The 15,571-nt window shown below is 66.8% G+C and carries 13 protein-coding genes; 12 read left to right on the plus strand and 1 reads right to left on the minus strand.

What is annotated here, in order from left to right; translation table 11 throughout:
• Positions 1 to 21 precede the first annotated feature (21 nt).
• The 8 genes from C1A30_RS19610 (at position 22) to pyrF (ending at position 13,379) form a co-directional block, all read left to right on the plus strand.
• Positions 22 to 4,584 carry a beta-propeller fold lactonase family protein gene (locus C1A30_RS19610; RefSeq protein ID WP_142392631.1) on the plus strand — a complete coding sequence of 1,521 codons (4,563 nt, stop codon included), beginning with the start codon at positions 22 to 24 and terminating at the stop codon, positions 4,582 to 4,584.
• Positions 4,585 to 4,669: 85 nt separating this feature from the next.
• Positions 4,670 to 5,254 carry a bifunctional pyr operon transcriptional regulator/uracil phosphoribosyltransferase PyrR gene (pyrR, locus tag C1A30_RS19615; protein WP_101949803.1) on the plus strand — a complete coding sequence of 195 codons (585 nt, stop codon included), beginning with the start codon at positions 4,670 to 4,672 and terminating at the stop codon, positions 5,252 to 5,254.
• Complete coding sequence (locus C1A30_RS19620) at positions 5,251 to 6,204, plus strand: aspartate carbamoyltransferase catalytic subunit (RefSeq protein WP_101949804.1); 954 nt, start codon at positions 5,251 to 5,253, stop codon at positions 6,202 to 6,204. The genes pyrR and C1A30_RS19620 overlap by 4 nt, the downstream gene beginning before the upstream one ends.
• Complete coding sequence (locus tag C1A30_RS19625) at positions 6,201 to 7,493, plus strand: dihydroorotase (RefSeq protein WP_101949805.1); 1,293 nt, start codon at positions 6,201 to 6,203, stop codon at positions 7,491 to 7,493. The genes C1A30_RS19620 and C1A30_RS19625 overlap by 4 nt, the downstream gene beginning before the upstream one ends.
• Positions 7,494 to 7,524: 31 nt before the next feature.
• Positions 7,525 to 8,025: a transporter gene (locus tag C1A30_RS19630; protein WP_101949806.1), complete on the plus strand. Its 501-nt coding sequence runs from the start codon at positions 7,525 to 7,527 to the stop codon at positions 8,023 to 8,025.
• Entirely contained in the window at positions 8,022 to 9,143 is a 1,122-nt protein-coding gene (gene carA / locus C1A30_RS19635) for a glutamine-hydrolyzing carbamoyl-phosphate synthase small subunit (RefSeq protein WP_101949807.1), read from the plus strand. The genes C1A30_RS19630 and carA overlap by 4 nt, the downstream gene beginning before the upstream one ends.
• A gap of 85 nt (positions 9,144 to 9,228) precedes the next feature.
• Entirely contained in the window at positions 9,229 to 12,567 is a 3,339-nt protein-coding gene (gene carB / locus C1A30_RS19640; RefSeq protein ID WP_101949808.1) for a carbamoyl-phosphate synthase large subunit, read from the plus strand.
• Entirely contained in the window at positions 12,564 to 13,379 is an 816-nt protein-coding gene (pyrF, locus tag C1A30_RS19645; RefSeq protein ID WP_101949809.1) for an orotidine-5'-phosphate decarboxylase, read from the plus strand. Before carB ends, pyrF begins: the two co-directional genes overlap by 4 nt.
• On the opposite strand, the gene C1A30_RS36525 is transcribed toward pyrF, so the two are convergent.
• Complete coding sequence (locus C1A30_RS36525; protein WP_160112771.1) at positions 13,349 to 13,567, minus strand: DUF4345 family protein; 219 nt, start codon at positions 13,565 to 13,567, stop codon at positions 13,349 to 13,351. The two genes, pyrF and C1A30_RS36525, sit on opposite strands and share 31 nt — an antisense overlap.
• On the opposite strand from C1A30_RS36525, the gene C1A30_RS35810 reads away from it, so the two are divergent.
• The 4 genes from C1A30_RS35810 (at position 13,491) to rpoZ (ending at position 15,560) form a co-directional block, all read left to right on the plus strand.
• Positions 13,491 to 13,721 (plus strand): hypothetical protein, encoded by a 231-nt coding sequence (locus C1A30_RS35810; RefSeq protein ID WP_200828389.1) that lies wholly within the window; start codon positions 13,491 to 13,493, stop codon positions 13,719 to 13,721. The two genes, C1A30_RS36525 and C1A30_RS35810, sit on opposite strands and share 77 nt — an antisense overlap.
• 526 nt (positions 13,722 to 14,247) lie before the next feature.
• Entirely contained in the window at positions 14,248 to 14,571 is a 324-nt protein-coding gene (gene mihF, locus C1A30_RS19655) for an integration host factor, actinobacterial type (RefSeq protein WP_067811067.1), read from the plus strand.
• Positions 14,572 to 14,631: 60 nt separating this feature from the next.
• Positions 14,632 to 15,222, plus strand: a complete 591-nt coding sequence (gene gmk / locus C1A30_RS19660; RefSeq protein ID WP_101949811.1) for a guanylate kinase — start codon at positions 14,632 to 14,634, stop codon at positions 15,220 to 15,222.
• Between the two features lie 20 nt (positions 15,223 to 15,242).
• On the plus strand, positions 15,243 to 15,560 hold the full coding sequence (rpoZ, locus tag C1A30_RS19665; RefSeq protein ID WP_067811352.1) for a DNA-directed RNA polymerase subunit omega: 318 nt from the start codon (positions 15,243 to 15,245) through the stop codon (positions 15,558 to 15,560).
• Positions 15,561 to 15,571: the final 11 nt, after the last annotated feature.

Raw genomic sequence — 15,571 nt, forward strand, 5'->3', positions numbered from 1 at the left:
CTGACTTGGGAGGTGGGCATGATGGGTTACGCCAGGTATGTCGGTCGAGTCGGCGGGTTGGCAGTGGCACTAGGGGTCGGGATGGCCGTCGCGACCACACCCGCGTTTGCCGATCCGTCTGATTCCGAATCGACGACGTCGACGACGTCGTCGTCATCGGAGGCGAAGGCGCTGGATTCCAAGGCGGACGAGCCAAAGACCGCCGACGAGCCAAAGGTCGCCGACGAGCCGACGGACACCGACAGCACCACCGCAACCAAGAAGGCCACCGCGACCTCACCGGCCAAGGACAAGAAGTCGGGTTCGGACAAACCCAATGCGGCCAGGACGGCGAAGAAGCCGAAGCGAGTCAAGCCGAGCACACCGTCGGCCGGCGACGACACCGATGACCGGTCGGCGACCAGCAATGCCTCGGTAGCCCCGCGCAAGTCGCAGCCGGCAGACCCGCCGGCACCGACCGGTAAGCCGGTCTCCGACACGGCGCCCGCGCCGGTGTCGACGACGTTGCAAGCCGTGACGGTGCAGGACGCGCCGAAGGTCGATCCGGCGCCGAAGCCGGAGCTGACGCCGATGGCGTCGAATCTGCTTGCGGCCGTCGGGCTGGACTCATCGGCCGACGGTGACACTCCCGAGGTACCCGGCGAGTCGCCGCTGCTGTTGGCCGGTCTGGCGGCGTTGCGGCGGCAGACGCAGAAGGAGTCCGTCGACGACGTTGGCTTCTCGAAGGTGGCGGACGACCGGGCGCAGACGAGCTTGATGGTGGCCGCCGCGGCGGTGAACTCCGCACCGACGGCGGCCCCGGTCGTGGGCGTACCCGATCAGGCCACCGGCGCAGTGGTTGTCGCGATGAACGCGACTGATGCCGAGGGCAATTCACTGTCGTACGTCGTGACCGGTCAGCCCACCGGGGGCTCCGTCGAGGCGCTGAGCAGCGGCCAGTTCCGGTACACGCCGACGGTGGCGTCGCGACTGGCGGCGGCGTCGACGTCGACACCGGATTTCGACTCGTTCACGGTCACAGTCAGCGACGGCCAGGGCGGCGTCACGCCGGTCACCATCACGGTCCCGAAACTGCCTGCGGTGTGGGCAACTCAGGCGTCGGCGTCGAACGTGACGGGCAGCAAGCCATACGGGGTGGCGTTGGTGGGGGACCTCGCTTATGTGGCGAATCAGGGCACCAACACCGTGACGGTGGTCAACACGAAGACCGGTGCTGTGGTTGGTAGTCCGATTGTGGTTGGCACTGCGCCCACTGGAGTGCTGGCCAACGCCGACGGCTCCAGGGTCTACGTGACCAACCGGACCAGCGGGACGGTGTCGGTGATCGACACCGCGAACAGGGCGGTCACATCGGTGAAGGTGGGGTCAAGCCCAGAGTTCATGACGCTCAACGAGAATGGCACCAAGCTGTATGTCACCAACTACGGTTCCAGCAGTGTGTCGGTGATCGAAACGTCCACGTTCAAAGTCCTCGACGTCAATCCGTCGACCACGACTGTCGATGCGATCAAAGTGGGCGCCTATCCGCGAGGAATCGCGTTCACGACGGTCAACGGCCAGCCCCGGCTGTATGTGGTGAGCCGTGCAGGCAATTCGGTGTCGGTGGTCGATCTCAACACCTACAAGCTCATCGACGCCAATCCGTCGACGACGACGGTGGATTCGATCAAGGTCGGGTCCACGCCGGAGATGATCGCGATCCGCGACGGCTACGCCTATGTCACCAACTACGGGTCGAACACCGTCTCGGTGATCAACGTCACCACCAACAAGGTCGAGGGGGCGGCGATCGCGGTGGGTTCCAGGCCTGCCGGGATCACGGTGAGCCCGGACGGCAGCCTGCTGTACGTGGCCAACGGTAACGACACGGTCAGTGTGATCAACGCCAAGACCCGTTCGCTGGTGAGCACCGTGCAGATCGACACCGCGCCGGAGACCAACTACCACATCGTCGCTGTCCGCGCCGACGGCAGCCTGGTCGTCACCGACATGGCCGACAAGGCCGTCCGTGTGGTCAAGCTCAACCGCGGTAACACCGCACCGGTGGCGATCAGCGATCCCACTGTGGGGGCGGCGGACTCGAACGGCGCGATCACCGGTTCGGTGAACATCAAGGACTGGGACGGCGACACGCTCACCTACAACGCCATCAGCGGGCCGAGCAGGGGCACGCTGACATTCAACCCGGCGGCGGGTACTTACACATACACACCGACTCAGGCGGGCCGCGACGCCGCTGCCCAAAATCCCGGCCTGACAGACACATTCACCATTCGTGCTACTGATCCTGCTGGAGCCTACAGGGACACCGCTTCGATCATTGTGACGATCCTGCCGTCGGTGATCTCGGGGCAACCGAGCGCAGCCCCGTACCGAAGCGTCGATCCGTTGACCGGTGAAATCCGTGGGCCAGTGGGTGTAGTCGGAAGTGGCCTGAGCTATACGGTCGTCGGCGCACCTACCAACGGTTCGGTGAGGATCACGTCACAAGGCGACTTCGTCTACAACCCAACTTTGGCGACCAGGCTGGCGGCCGATCTGACCTCCGGACCAGACACCGACAGCTTCACGGTGAAAGTCACCGGCGCGCAGATGAATCAAACGGTAACCGTGACGGTGCCTGTCGCACCGGCCCGCATCACAGTGGACAGCCAGTTCGCGCCCACGCTCGGGACCTCGCCCGCAGGTGTCGACATGAATTATCGGCGAGCCTGGATTGTGAATCAGGCCGATGGCACCATGTCGATAATCGAGGTGCCACACGGTTACACGGTGGCCACTCTCCCAGTCGGGACATCGCCGACGTCGGTCGCGTGGGACTTCGATTACGCCTGGGTCACCAATCAGGGATCCAATACCGTCTCAGTCATCGACCTTGTTTACAACCCAGGCGCAACGCAGACGCTGTCGGGTTTCAACCAGCCCTCGGACGTTCTGCTCGACTACCCTGGCATCGTCTTCGTGTCCAACAAGGGCAATGGCACGGTGGTTGCCGTCCACCCGCAGACCAAACAGGTGCTGCGAACCTTCCAGGTCGGGCAGAGTCCGACGAAGATGGCGCTCACCGGCGCCCACATCTACGTCGCGAACTCCGGCAGCAATTCCGTGTCGATGATCGACCTGGAAACGAACACGGTGAGCGCGCCGATTTCGGTGGGCGTCAACCCAACTGGACTGGCGGTCAGCCCCGACGGCAAACGGGTGTATGTAAGCAACCAAGGCTCGAGTACGGTGTCGGTGATCAACGCGGTCACCAATACTGTCGTGGGCTCGCCGATCGCCGTGGGAGTGCAGCCAACGAGTGTCGTGGTCAGCCCGGACGGCAGCCTGGTCTACGTCGCCAACAGCGACGACACGGTGTCGGTGATCGACACCCGGACAAATTCGGTGATACGTACGGTGGCGATCGACCCGAATCCCGAAATCGGTTCGCATTCCATGGCGTTGAGTCAGGCATCGAATTATCCGTACCGCGACGACGACCGGATCTACGTCACCGACGCGGTCGACCGTACGATGCGGGCACTGGCGATCACGCCGTCGCCCGCGCCGCAACTGCCGGCCACCACGACGGAGGTCACCACTGGCAGCGCCCCGGGGAGTGTGGCGGTGGTAGGCAACTACGCATATGTCGTCAACGCCGGCACCAATACGGTCGCCAAGATCGACACCACCACCAACACCGTCGTCGGAGGTCCGGTGGTAGTCGGAACGTGGGCGACGTCGATTGCGGCGAGCCCGACGACGCACGAGGTCTTCGTCGCCGACTACTACGACAACAAGGTGTACGTGATCGATACCAACACCGATACGGTCGTGCGTGCCATCGACGTACCCGTTTCGCAATACGAGTACGCGGAATGGTGGAATGGCTTGACCGGCATCAAGTCCAGCCGGGATGGCCGCCGACTCTTCGTCACCTCGGCGGACAACAATCTCACGGTGATCGACACCGCGAGCAACACAGTGGTGGGAATAGTGACGGCCGGCGCGGACATGGAAGTCAGCGCGAACGGCAGCTTGCTCTACCTGACCACTGGTGGCGACGCCATCTCGGTGTACGACACGGCGACGATGGCGCCGGTCGGGGAAATCCATGTCGGCCCTTACCAATACGACGGATCCCGGCAAATGGCGATCAGTGCCGACGGAAAAATGGCGTACGTGACCACCAGCGTGGTGGTCGTCGAGCCCGTCGACTTCTACCACACCGATCAAGATGTCATCAGGGACAACAACAACAATTTGTGGCGGGTCTACGGCAGATACGACGCGGTGTCGGTGATCGACATCGACCCGGCCAGCCCGAAGTACAACACCGAAATCGCGAGCATCCCCGTGGTCGGCGGCGCCGGCGATATCGCCGTCAACTCCGACGGCAGTCGTGTGTACGTCACCGCTACGGACGGCAAGACGGTCACCGTGGTCGATCCCAACACCAGAACCGTGCTCGGGTCGGTGACCACGAACCAGACCCCGTACGGCTACCAGATGGTCGCTGTGGGCGGCAACGGCACGCTCTACTTGACGAACGGGTTCGACAGCAACGTGTACGCGGTAACGCTCGGTTCGCTCAACGTGTAGCCGTCCGCGAGTGCTAAGCTCGCCGGCGAAGTTCGACGTCCTTTAACGATCCGTCCAGAGAGGCGGAGAAGGAGGTCAGGGTCACTTGGGCGCTCATGCAGCCTCATCAGGCACCGACCGGGAGCTGATGTCCGCAGCGGACGTCGGCCGGACCATCTCCCGCATCGCCCACCAGATCATCGAGAAGACCGCGCTCGACGGCTCCGATGCGCCGCGCGTCATCCTGCTCGGCATCCCGACCAGGGGCGTCACGCTGGCAACGCGACTGGCGGGCAAGATCGAGGAATTCGCAGGCGTCACCGTTCCGCATGGGGCGCTGGACATCACGCTCTACCGCGACGACCTCGACTTCAAGCCCCCGCGTCCGCTCGAGGACACCTCGATCCCCGCGGGCGGCATCGACGGGGCGCTGGTGATCCTCGTCGACGACGTGCTCTACACCGGACGGTCGGTCCGCTCGGCGTTGGATGCCCTCCGCGACATCGGCAGGCCGCGCGCCGTGCAGCTTGCGGTGCTGGTCGACCGCGGACACCGCGAACTGCCGCTGCGCGCCGACTACGTGGGCAAGAACGTGCCCACCTCCCGAGCCGAGAACGTGAAGGTCCGGCTCTCCGAAGATGACGGCCACGACGGCGTATCCATCGCACCTCAGGGGGGGCCTCAACGATGAAGCATCTGCTGTCCGCGGGCGACCTGTCCCGCGACGACGCGCTGGCGATCCTCGACGACGCCGACCGCTTCAGCCAGGCGCTGCTCGGCCGTGAGGTCAAGAAACTGCCGACGCTGCGCGGCCGCACCATCATCACGATGTTCTACGAGAACTCCACCCGCACCCGGGTCTCGTTCGAGGTCGCAGGCAAGTGGATGAGCGCCGACGTGATCAACGTCAGCTCGTCGGGTTCCTCAGTCGCCAAAGGGGAATCGCTGCGCGACACCGCGCTGACGCTGCGCGCCGCAGGCGCCGACGCGCTGATCATCCGCCACCCCGCATCCGGGGCGGCGCAGCAACTCGCCGAGTGGACTGCCCCTTCCGGCGCCGATGGGACCGGTCCGGTGGTGATCAACGCGGGCGACGGCACCCACGAACACCCGACCCAGGCCCTCCTTGACGCGCTGACCATCCGGCAGCGGCTCGGCACCATCGAGGGCAAGCGGGTGGTGATCGTCGGCGATGTGCTGCACAGCAGGGTGGCGCGGTCGAACGTGCTGCTGCTGGCCACGCTCGGGGCCGAGGTGGTGCTCGTCGCGCCGCCCACGCTGCTGCCCGTCGGGGTGGCGGACTGGCCTGTCACCGTCTCGCACGACCTTGACGCGGAACTGCCGATCGCCGACGCGGTGCTGATGCTGCGCGTGCAGGCCGAGCGGATGAACGGCGGCTTCTTCCCGTCCGCCCGCGAGTATTCGGTGCTCTACGGGCTCTCGGAGAAGCGCCAGGCGATGCTGCCCGGCAACGCGGTGGTGCTGCATCCCGGGCCGATGGTGCGCGGCATGGAGATCGCGTTCTCGGTGGCTGACTCCACGCAATCGGCTGTGCTGCAACAGGTTTCCAACGGCGTGCACATCCGGATGGCGGTGCTCTTCCATCTTTTGGTCGGCGCAGAGGAGGCGGTCGGCGTATGAGCGTGTTGATTCGCGGGGTGCGACTCTACGGCGAGGGTGACCGCGTCGACGTGTTGACCGCCGACGGCCAGATCGCCGAGATCGGGCCCGACCTGACCCCGCCCGACGACGCCGACGTCTTCGACGCCACCGACCAGGTGCTGCTGCCCGGCTTCGTCGACCTGCACACGCATCTGCGGGAACCGGGCCGGGAATACGCCGAGGACATCGAAACCGGTTCGGCGGCAGCGGCTTTGGGCGGCTACACCGCGGTGTTCGCGATGGCCAACACCAACCCGGTGGCCGACAGCCCCGTCGTCACCGACCATGTCTGGCACCGCGGTCAGCAGGTCGGCCTCGTCGACGTGCACCCCGTCGGGGCGGTCACGATGGGTCTGGAGGGTAAGCAGCTCACCGAGATGGGATTGATGGCCGCGGGTGTCGGCCGGGTGCGGATGTTCTCCGACGACGGCGTCTGCGTGCACGACCCGCTGATCATGCGCCGCGCCCTGGAGTACTCGACGGGTCTTGGCGTGCTGATCGCCCAGCACGCCGAGGAACCGCGCCTGACGGTCGGGGCCGTCGCGCACGAGGGTCCGATCGCCGCCCGGCTCGGGCTGGCCGGGTGGCCCCGCGCCGCCGAGGAGTCGATCGTCGCGCGCGACGCCCTGCTGGCCCGCGACGCAGGCGCCCGGGTGCACATCTGCCACGCGTCCACCGCGGGCACCGTCGAGCTGCTCAAGTGGGCGAAATCACAAGGGATTTCGATCACGGCGGAGGTCACTCCGCATCACCTGCTGTTGGACGACAGCCGGCTGGCCAGTTACGACGGCCGCAACCGGGTCAACCCGCCGCTGCGTGAGGCGTCCGATGCCGCGGCGCTGCGTCAGGCGTTGGCCGACGGGGTGATCGACTGCGTCGCCACCGACCACGCCCCGCACGCCGAACACGAGAAGATGTGTGAGTTCGCGCACGCGCGACCCGGCATGCTCGGGCTGCAGACCGCGCTGTCCGTCGTGGCCGAGACGATGGTGCGGACCGGGTTGTTGACGTGGCGCGACGTCGCCCGGGTGATGAGCGAGAACCCTGCGCGCATCGTCGGATTGCCCGACCAGGGCAGGCCCCTGGAGATCGGTGAGCCTGCCAATCTGACCGTCGTCGACCCCGACGCCACCTGGACCGTCGAGGGCGTCGCGCTGGCCAGCCGGTCGGACAACACCCCTTATGAATCGATGGAGTTGCCTGCGGCCGTCACGTTGACGCTACTGCGCGGCAAGGTGACGGCGCGGGACGGGAAGAGCCCGGCGTGAACGGCGAGCGAGTAGCGCAGGCGGATCGCGCATGAACACCGGCACGCTCGTCACGATGCTGGTGATCGCTGCCGTGTTGGCGGTGCTGATCGCCTTCGCGATCCGGCAAATGATGCGCGGGTGGCTGCGCCGGGCCCAGCGGCAGGCACAATTGATTGGCACCTTGCCGCAGCTACCGGATACCGTCGGTCCGGCGTTGGTCCCCCCGACCAAGGGTCTCTACGTCGGCAGCACGCTGGCGCCCAGTTGGCTGGACCGCATCGCGGTCGGCGACCTCGGGTATCGCGCCAAGGCAGTGCTGACCCGCTACCCCGAAGGAATCATGTTGCAGCGCATCGGAGCCGGACCGATCTGGATACCCGACGACGCGATCGAGACGATCCGCACGGAGAAGGCACTGGCAGGCAAGGTGATCACGCACGAGGGCATCCTGGCCATCCGGTGGCGGTTGCCATCGGGCGCCCAGATCGACACCGGGTTCCGCGCCGACAACCGCGACGACTACTCCAAGTGGCTGGAGGGCGCGGCATGACGTCGAAGGCGGTGCTCGTCCTCGAGGACGGCCGGATCTTCACCGGCGTGCCGTTCGGCGCGGTCGGGCAGACGCTGGGTGAGGCGGTGTTCTCCACCGGCATGTCCGGCTACCAGGAGACGTTGACCGACCCGAGCTATCACGGGCAGATCGTCGTCGCGACGGCACCGCAGATCGGCAACACCGGATGGAACCACGAGGACGCCGAAAGCCGCGGCGACAAGATCTGGGTGGCGGGCTACGCGGTGCGCGACCCGTCGCCGCGGGCGTCGAACTGGCGGGCCACCGGCACGCTCGACGAGGAACTGGTCCGGCAGGGCATCGTCGGCATCGCGAGCATCGACACCCGCGCGGTGGTGCGGCACCTGCGCAGCCTGGGCTCGATGAAGGCCGGCGTGTTCTCCGGCGATGCCCTCGCCGACCCCGACGAACTGCTGACCAGGGTCCGCAGCCAGCCGTCGATGCTCGGCGCCAACCTCGCGGGCGAGGTGAGCACCGACTCGATGTACACGGTGGAACCCCAAGGGCCACACCGGTTCACCGTCGCCGCGATCGACCTGGGCATCAAGACCAACACACCGCGCAACTTCGCCATGCGGGGCATCCGCAGCCATGTGCTGTCGTCGACGGTGGACTTCGAGCAGATCGCCGACCTCAAGCCCGACGGTGTGTTCCTGTCCAACGGCCCCGGTGACCCGGCGACCGCCGACCACATCGTGGGTGTCACGCGCGAGGTGCTCGGCGCAGGCATCCCGCTGTTCGGCATCTGCTTCGGCAACCAGATCCTTGGCAGGGCACTGGGCCGGTCGACCTACAAGATGGTGTTCGGCCACCGCGGCATCAACGTGCCGGTCATCGACCACGCCACCGGTCGGGTCGCGGTGACGGCGCAGAACCACGGATTCGCGCTCGAAGGCGAGGCGGGGGAGCGGTTCGACACCCCGTTCGGGGCCGCCGAGGTCAGCCACACGTGCGCCAACGACGGCGTCGTCGAAGGGATCAAACTCGTTGACGGACACGCCTTTTCGGTGCAGTACCACCCCGAGGCGGCCGCTGGCCCGCACGATGCGAACTACCTGTTCGACCAATTCGTCGACCTGATGGCGGAAGGCAAGTGATGTTCGTGGCGAGCGACCGCTGTTGTACAGAAATCCGCGGCGTGTCGCGTGCACACACGGTCGCTCGCGGGGACGGGGGCCACTAGTGCCGAGGCGGACAGACCTCAACCACGTGCTGGTGATCGGCTCTGGGCCGATCGTCATCGGGCAGGCCTGCGAGTTCGACTACTCCGGCACCCAGGCGTGCCGGGTGCTGCGTGCCGAGGGCCTGCAGGTCAGCTTGGTCAACTCCAACCCGGCGACCATCATGACCGACCCGGAGTTCGCCGACCACACCTACGTCGAACCGATCACGCCCGCATTCGTCGAACGTGTGATCGCGCAACAGGCCGAGCGCGGCAACAAGATCGACGCGCTGCTGGCCACGCTCGGCGGGCAGACCGCGCTGAACACCGCCGTCGCGCTGTACGAGAACGGGGTGCTGGAGCGCTACAACGTCGAGTTGATCGGCGCGGACTTCGAAGCCATCCAGCGCGGCGAGGACCGGCAGCGGTTCAAAGACATCGTCGCCAAGGTCGGCGGCGAATCCGCCCGCTCGCGGGTGTGCTTCACCATGGACGAGGTCCGCGAGACGGTCGCCGAACTCGGGTTGCCGGTCGTCGTCCGCCCGTCGTTCACGATGGGTGGCCTGGGGTCGGGCATGGCGTACTCCGCCGACGACGTCGACCGGATGGCCGGTGACGGACTGGCCGCCTCACCGAGCGCCAACGTTCTGATCGAGGAATCGATCTACGGCTGGAAGGAATTCGAGCTCGAGCTGATGCGCGACGGCCACGACAACGTGGTCGTCGTGTGCTCGATCGAGAACGTCGACCCGATGGGGGTGCACACCGGCGACTCGGTGACGGTGGCGCCCGCGATGACGCTGACCGACCGGGAATACCAGACGATGCGCGACCTGGGCATCGCGATCCTGCGCGAGGTCGGCGTCGACACCGGCGGCTGCAACATCCAGTTCGCGGTCAATCCCGCCGACGGTCGACTGATCGTCATCGAGATGAACCCGCGGGTGTCGCGGTCCAGCGCGCTGGCGTCCAAGGCCACCGGCTTCCCGATCGCCAAGATCGCCGCCAAACTCGCGATCGGATACACCCTCGACGAGATCCTCAACGACATCACCAAGGAGACCCCGGCCTGCTTCGAGCCCACGCTGGACTACGTCGTGGTCAAGGCGCCGCGGTTCGCCTTCGAGAAGTTCCCCGGCGCCGACCCGACGTTGACCACCACGATGAAGTCGGTCGGTGAGGCGATGTCGTTGGGACGCAACTTCATCGAGGCGCTGGGCAAGGTGATGCGCTCGCTGGAGACCAGTCGCGCCGGGTTCTGGACCGCACCCGACCCCGACCTGTCCGTCGACGACCTGCTGAAGCGTCTCAAGACGCCCACCGACGGTCGGCTGTACGACATCGAGCAGGCGCTGCGCTTGGGCGCGACGGTGGAACAGGTGGCCTCGGCGTCCGGTGTCGACCCCTGGTTCGTCGAGCAGATCGCCGGGCTGGTGGCGCTGCGCGCCGAGTTGTCGGACGCGCCGGTACTCGACGAGGCACTGGTGCGGCGCGCCAAGCACTACGGACTGTCCGACCGCCAGATCGCCGCGCTGCGACCGGAATTGGCGGGCGAGGTCGGCGTGCGGGCGTTGCGTCAGCGGCTGGGCATCCACCCCGTCTTCAAGACCGTCGACACGTGTGCGGCCGAATTCGAGGCCAAGACGCCCTACCACTACAGCAGCTACGAACTCGACCCCGCCGCCGAAACCGAGGTCGCCCCGCAGGCCGAGAAGCCGAAGGTGCTCATCCTCGGCTCCGGGCCGAACCGGATCGGCCAGGGCATCGAGTTCGACTACAGCTGTGTGCACGCGGCGACGACGTTGAGCCAGGCCGGTTTCGAGACCGTGATGATCAACTGCAACCCCGAGACGGTGTCCACCGACTACGACACCGCCGACCGGCTGTACTTCGAACCGCTCACCTTCGAGGACGTGCTGGAGATCTACTACGCCGAATCCGCCTCGGGCGAGGGTGGTCCCGGCGTCGTCGGCGTGATAGTGCAACTCGGCGGGCAGACCCCACTCGGGCTGGCCGAACGCCTCGAGCAGGCGGGTGTGCCGATCGTCGGCACCAGCCCCAAGGCCATCGACCTGGCCGAGGACCGCGGTGCGTTCGGCGAAGTGCTGACCAACGCGGGACTGCCCGCGCCGCGGTTCGGCACGGCGATCAGCTTCGAACAGGCGCGGCGCATCGCGGCCGACATCGGCTACCCGGTGCTGGTGCGGCCGTCCTACGTGCTGGGCGGGCGGGGCATGGAGATCGTCTACGACGAGGAAACCCTGCAGCGCTACATCACCCGCGCCACCCAGTTGTCGCCCGAGCATCCGGTGCTCGTCGACCGGTTCCTCGAAGACGCCATCGAGATCGACGTCGACGCGCTCTGCGACGGCACCGAGGTGTACATCGGCGGCATCATGGAGCACATCGAGGAAGCCGGCATCCACTCCGGCGACTCGGCGTGTGCGCTGCCGCCGGTCACCCTTGGCCGCAGCGACATCGAGCAGGTGCGGCGCGCCACCGAGGCGATCGCGCACGGCATCGGCGTGGTCGGCCTGCTCAACGTGCAGTACGCGCTGAAGGACGACGTGCTCTACGTGCTGGAGGCGAATCCGCGCGCCAGTAGGACGGTGCCGTTCGTGTCCAAGGCCACCGCGGTGCCGCTGGCCAAGGCCTGCGCGCGCGTGATGCTGGGCACCAGCATCGCGCAGTTGCGCGACGAGGGCATCCTGGCCAAGACCGGCGACGGCGCCACCACCGCCCGCAACGCTCCGGTCGCGGTGAAGGAAGCGGTACTGCCGTTCAACAGGTTCCGCAAGACCGACGGTGCGCAGGTCGATTCGCTGCTCGGCCCGGAGATGAAGTCGACCGGCGAGGTGATGGGCATCGACCACGACTTCGGCAGCGCGTTCGCCAAGAGCCAGACCGCCGCCTACGGTTCGCTGCCCGCCAACGGCACCGTGTTCGTGTCGGTTGCCAACCGCGACAAACGCTCGCTGGTGTTCCCGGTGAAGCGCCTGGCCGATCTCGGGTTCCGCGTGCTGGCCACCGAGGGCACCGCAGAGATGTTGCGCCGCAACGGCATTCCCTGCGACGAGGTGCGCAAGCATTTCCAGGAGCCGGGTGAGGGCAGGCCCGCAAGCTCCGCGGTCGACCTGATCAGGGCCGGCGAGGTGGACATGGTGATCAACACGCCGTACGGCAACTCCGGACCGCGCATCGACGGCTACGAGATCCGCTCGGCGGCGGTGGCGATGAACATTCCGTGTGTCACCACGGTGCAGGGCGCGTCCGCGGCCGTGCAGGGTATCGAGGCGGGTATCCGCGGTGACATCGGCGTGATGTCGCTGCAGGAGTTGCACAGCGCGTTGGGGTCATGACCGGTTTCGGGGCGCGGTTGGCCGACGCGGTGTCGCGGCGCGGACCGCTGTGCCCCGGCATCGATCCGCACAAGGAACTGCTGCGCGCGTGGGGGTTGCCGGTCGACAGCGACGGCCTGGCCCGGTTCTGCGACATCTGCGTGGCGGCGTTCGCCGACTTCGCGATCGTCAAACCGCAGGTCGCGTTTTTCGAGGCGTTCGGCGCCAAGGGGTTCGCCGTGCTGGAGCGCACCATCGGCGCGCTGCAGTCGTCAGGCGTGCTGGTGCTGGCCGACGCCAAACGCGGCGACATCGGATCGACGATGGCGGCGTACGCCGACGCGTGGGCCGGCGACTCGCCGCTGGCCGCCGACGCGGTCACCGCATCGCCCTACCTCGGGTTCGGGTCGCTGCAACCGCTGCTCGACACCGCCGAGGCCCACGGTCGCGGGGTGTTCGTGCTCGCCGCGACGTCCAATCCCGAGGGTGCGGCCATTCAGCAGGCCAAGACCGACGACGGCACCGTCGCACAGTCGATCGTCGACTCCGCGGCCGCGGTCAACCGCGCGGCGTCGCAACCCGGTTCCGTCGGCGTCGTCGTGGGCGCCACGCTGGCCGAACCGCCCGACCTCAGCGCACTCGGCGGGCCCGTCCTGGTGCCCGGCGTCGGTGCCCAGGGAGGACGACCCGAAGCGCTCGGCGGCTTCGGCGGGACCGCACGCGGCCAGTTGCTCCCCGCAGTGTCACGCGACGTGCTGCGCGCAGGGCCGGAGGTCGCTGCGTTGCGGTCGGCCGCGGAACGTTACCGTGACGCGGTCGCATACCTGGCGTAACGCCCTCTGCGGCAACGTGTTTCAGCGCGCCGACCTGCCTGGCCGCGACCACCATAGAACGGATGCCTGGGACCGTCGACGGCCAACGCGATCAACCGTCCGATGCCCCCGATGAAGAATGCCGCCGCCACCAGGTTGATCAGCGCACGGTTGCGCGCGACGTCGCGCGCACCACAGCAGCGCGTCACCGAAACAGAAAAACAAGGCGGCGAAGAACCGGTCCTCACCCGCCATCGTCGGGTTCACCGCCACGCTGCCGAAGTTCGCGCGCGGGCCCACCGCGAAGTGGGCGAGCGAATGGGGGCCACGACGATGCCGAACAGCCTGCTCGTCGGTGAGTAGGTTGCCTAACGTCGTCTACTACGCACTGTAGTTGTGCTGTCGGCGGGCGCCAAGGGCCCGCGACGGCCCAATTCGGATAACTTCTGTCACATCCGGCGCAGGAGTCACAGCGATGTTATTTGCATCGCGAAAAGTTCGCGGTCGGTCACCTGTCAACCGACCGGCTGCGACACGCCCGACGCACCATGACCAGGGAAAATTTTATTTTTCTTGGCGGCCCGATCCCGCATCGCGCCCTCCCTCACACCGGGCCCTGATCTGTGATGGGCGACACAATTCGCGAAAACCATTGATATGCAGGCTTTTCCGCCGATTGTCCGGAAAACGCCGAGGCGCGGCCCTCGCGAATCGCCGAGGCCCGCGACACGCACGCGCGCTCTACACGCTGGGCTTTTAACCCGGTAACCAGGGGGTGGCGTTCGCTTTCGTCAGATTGCGTGGGTACGGTCGTGCTCGCTGGCTGGTTCTAGGAGGTTTCTAGGTCAGCCGAGACAAAACAGATGATGGTGACGAGACGGAGGAACCCGTGGCCCTTCCCCAGTTGACCGACGAACAGCGCGCGGCAGCGTTGGAGAAGGCTGCTGCCGCACGTCGAGCACGTGCCGAACTCAAGGATCGGCTCAAGCGCGGCGGCACCAACCTCAAGCAGGTGCTCAAGGACGCCGAGACCGACGAGGTCTTGGGCAAGATGAAGGTTTCTGCGCTCCTGGAGGCGTTGCCCAAGGTCGGCAAGGTCAAGGCGCAGGAAATCATGACCGAACTCGAGATCGCCCCGACCCGCCGTCTGCGCGGCCTGGGCGACCGTCAGCGCAAGGCGCTGCTGGAGAAGTTCGACTTCACCAGCGACTAGTGAACTCCGGCCGGGGGGTCGGACAGCGATGAGCGCTCGCGCGAAGAGCAGAATCCTGCGATGAGCCGAGTTGTGGTGCTGTCCGGCCCGTCTGCCGTCGGGAAGTCCACGGTTGTCCGCTGCCTGCGGAAACGGGTTCCCGACCTGCACTTCTCCGTGTCCGTGACTACCAGGGCGCCCCGCCCGGGTGAGGTCGACGGCGTCGACTACACGTTCGTTACCGCCGAACAGTTCCAGCATCTGATCGCCGACGGCGCGCTGTTGGAGTGGGCGGAGATCCACGGCGGCTTGCACAGATCCGGTACACCGGCCGCGCCCATCCGGGAGGCGACCAAGGCCGGACGGCCGGTGCTGATCGAAGTCGACCTCGCGGGCGCTCGCGCCGTGAAGAAAGCGATGCCCGAGGTCGTCACGGTGTTTCTGGCCCCGCCCAGCTGGGAGGAGCTGAAGAGCCGGTTGTCGGGACGGGGCACCGAATCCGCCGAGGTGATGGCGCGCAGGCTCGACACCGCGAGGGCCGAATTGGCCGCGCAGGGTGACTTCGACGAAGTCGTGGTGAACAGCGAATTGGAATCCGCCTGCGACGAATTGGTATCCTTGCTGGTGGGCAACAAGCCGGGTACGGCGCAGTCGAGCCCGAGAGCCACCTAAACCCCCAGGAGATTTTCTACGTGAGCACCCCGCACGCCGACACGCCGCTGGCCGCTGTGGACGACCTCGACCCGTCCGCCGCCAGCGCGTACGACACGCCGTTGGGCATCACCAACCCGCCCATCGACGAGCTGCTGTCCCGGGCGTCGAGCAAGTATGCGCTGGTCATCTACGCCGCGAAGCGTGCTCGCCAGATCAACGACTACTACAACCAACTCGGCGACGGCATCCTCGAGTACGTCGGTCCGCTGGTCGAGCCGGGCCTTCAGGAAAAGCCGCTGTCGATCGCGATGCGCGAGATCCACGAGGATCTGCTCGAGCACACCGAGGGCGAGTAGCTAAGGCTCTG

Origin of the sequence: Mycobacterium sp. 3519A, from assembly GCF_900240945.1 — a bacterium.
Classification (GTDB): Bacteria; Actinomycetota; Actinomycetes; order Mycobacteriales; family Mycobacteriaceae; genus Mycobacterium.

Bases quoted from the DNA above. Each gene is read 5' to 3' on its own strand.
- C1A30_RS35810 (WP_200828389.1), top strand. From the start codon at position 13,491: ATGAAGAATGCCGCCGCCACCAGGTTGATCAGCGCACGGTTGCGCGCG.
- C1A30_RS19610 (WP_142392631.1), top strand. From the start codon at position 22: ATGGGTTACGCCAGGTATGTCGGTCGAGTCGGCGGGTTGGCAGTGGCA.
- C1A30_RS19630 (WP_101949806.1), top strand. From the start codon at position 7,525: ATGAACACCGGCACGCTCGTCACGATGCTGGTGATCGCTGCCGTGTTG.
- C1A30_RS19625 (WP_101949805.1), top strand. From the start codon at position 6,201: ATGAGCGTGTTGATTCGCGGGGTGCGACTCTACGGCGAGGGTGACCGC.
- gmk (WP_101949811.1), top strand. From the start codon at position 14,632: ATGAGCCGAGTTGTGGTGCTGTCCGGCCCGTCTGCCGTCGGGAAGTCC.
- carA (WP_101949807.1), top strand. From the start codon at position 8,022: ATGACGTCGAAGGCGGTGCTCGTCCTCGAGGACGGCCGGATCTTCACC.
- C1A30_RS19620 (WP_101949804.1), top strand. From the start codon at position 5,251: ATGAAGCATCTGCTGTCCGCGGGCGACCTGTCCCGCGACGACGCGCTG.
- pyrF (WP_101949809.1), top strand. From the start codon at position 12,564: ATGACCGGTTTCGGGGCGCGGTTGGCCGACGCGGTGTCGCGGCGCGGA.